Below are 1,983 nucleotides of genomic sequence, written 5' to 3' on the forward strand. Positions count from 1 at the left end.
GAAGCCTGATTTGGTGGAGTAGGATTTAATTAAATGCTCACCCGAGCACCATCTAAAATTAGACGCTTTTACTATCAGAGCTGAATTAGACGAAGAACCTGAAACTTTTCGGCATAGAGAACAATGGCATTGATAGATGGACGGTAGTTCGCTCAACAGTTCAAACGAAACATCACCGCACAAACAGCTTCCTTTCATTTTGGTTCTCCAAAACTAAATAGTATGCATAACGCCTTGTTAAGTAGCAGCTAACCACCACTGCACTCCAACGAAACCACCGTAATCACTAAACTCAACCAAACCAAGATCGCCAACTGTTAGCTGTCTGCTTGAACAATTTGTTAGTTGCGAAACTTTGCAATTTCGCACTTTACTAATGATTGCCAGAGTTAATCCAAGTTGTCTGGTGTGTGAAGATTAGTACCACAAACTGTGCACTTGTAATCGCCTGTAGCCTCACCTTCCATCAATGCACTAGCAATTGATGTGAAAAAGCCTGAGAAAAAACCTGTTGCTTTTGACTCACTGGATTTTTGGGGTTGTGAGAAGCTTTCATATTTGTGGAGCGTGACCTCTTTGCAATTGCAACAAAACGCTTTTGTTTGCTCGGTACCATACATTTGAACCAACCTAATTTTCCTCTGAAGCCTTCACAATCTCAAAGCAACTAACGCCGCATTAAGGTGTGAGCAACGCTACCACAAAACTCAACCATACCACCGTAAACACTAAACCCAACGATGGAATTAAAAATGCCAAGCGTTGGGAATCACTCTTAAATGCTTTGTTATATTTTTATACCATAGACCTATAGGGTTCTTTTACCGCAACCAGAAATGGCGGTATAGTTCTCTTGCGATTTATGAAGTATTCATCTTGAGTTAGATCCAGAACCGAACGCATTACGCCGGCAAAAGCCCACTGTTTTTCACTCTTATTCTGTGCCTCAAACACTTTAGCTTCGACTTCATCAAGTATCGGTAAGCACCTTTCAATAGAATCTACTACATCTTTTACTGTTAAATTCAAACCTCTAATTTCATCCAATAAACTAAGGATTTGCCCCTCATTGACAACCCGATCAGGAAAGTAAAAATCCTTAATTGCTAATAAACTGTCGGAAGTCACCTCAACATCAGTTTCAAAGTGACCGTCCGATATCGGCAATGCTTTTCTGAACTCTTCCCTTTCATTTTTTATAGTGTTGAATTGTTCGTCCGCAAGCTCTATTAGAGCACTTAGTCGACTAATTTTACGCTTAAATTGAGGGTCTACATCCTGCTCTCTTTTATAAAGCAATTTATGACTAATCGCAGACCAAGTGTGCATTAGCATTGTCCGTATTTGAATTTCAGCTTTAAAGCCACCAAGCCCTCTAGCACTAGGGTGTTCCAGCCAAGAGTCTTTTAGGGTTACGATATAGTGATAGGATGTATATCCGAACTGATCGTGGTTGAGCTCTTCTTGCTTATTTTCTTCAGAAACGATATTAAATTCTGACTCAATCAGATGGCAGATTTTCTCTATATCTTCTTGGTAGTAACATATAACCCTTACTCCACACATGTCCTCGACATCAGAAGTCGGGTTTTCGTATCCTTTACGCGATACTTTATGCACAAAAGACTTCTCATCTTTAACGCGAGACTCGACCGCAAATATTGGTACTGATCTGGAATCTAATTCTTGTTCAAGCACTCTGCATAAATTTTCTCGTAACCTTTCGTATTTTGGTTTTAGTTCTCTGTAAATATTTATTAATTCAGACACTAAGGTCCCTCCAAAAATATAACGCCATGTTAAGGGGTGAGCAACGCAAGACCGATGTTGCCGCAAACCGCCTTAATCACAAAAATCAACGCATAACGAAAATGCCACGCGTTGCGAATCCCTCTTAAACATTTTGTTATATTTATTTACCAATGCGCCGCTTCTTTAGCGATTTTTTCCATCAAATCAGAATTATCAACTTCGTACTTTGCA

General features: G+C 39.6%; 3 protein-coding genes. All 3 read right to left on the minus strand.

Annotation, left to right across the window (positions count from 1 at the left end; translation table 11 throughout):
* Positions 1–198, minus strand: a 198-nt coding sequence (locus L4D05_RS23925; RefSeq protein WP_428795491.1) for a GFA family protein, incomplete at its 3' end; no start/stop codon positions are given.
* A 191-nt stretch (positions 199–389) separates the two neighbouring features.
* Positions 390–620: a hypothetical protein gene (locus tag L4D05_RS23930; protein WP_428795492.1), complete on the minus strand. Its 231-nt coding sequence runs from the start codon at positions 618–620 to the stop codon at positions 390–392.
* Positions 621–795: 175 nt separating this feature from the next.
* Positions 796–1,770: a GTP pyrophosphokinase gene (locus L4D05_RS23935; RefSeq protein ID WP_428795493.1), complete on the minus strand. Its 975-nt coding sequence runs from the start codon at positions 1,768–1,770 to the stop codon at positions 796–798.
* Between the last annotated feature and the right edge of the window lie 213 nt (positions 1,771–1,983).

Origin of the sequence: Vibrio nomapromontoriensis, from assembly GCF_050337205.1 — a bacterium.
Lineage (GTDB): Bacteria > Pseudomonadota > Gammaproteobacteria > Enterobacterales > Vibrionaceae > Vibrio > Vibrio nomapromontoriensis.

Coding starts and splice junctions, on each gene's coding strand:
- L4D05_RS23930 (WP_428795492.1), bottom strand. CDS start 620: ATGTATGGTACCGAGCAAACAAAAGCGTTTTGTTGCAATTGCAAAGAG.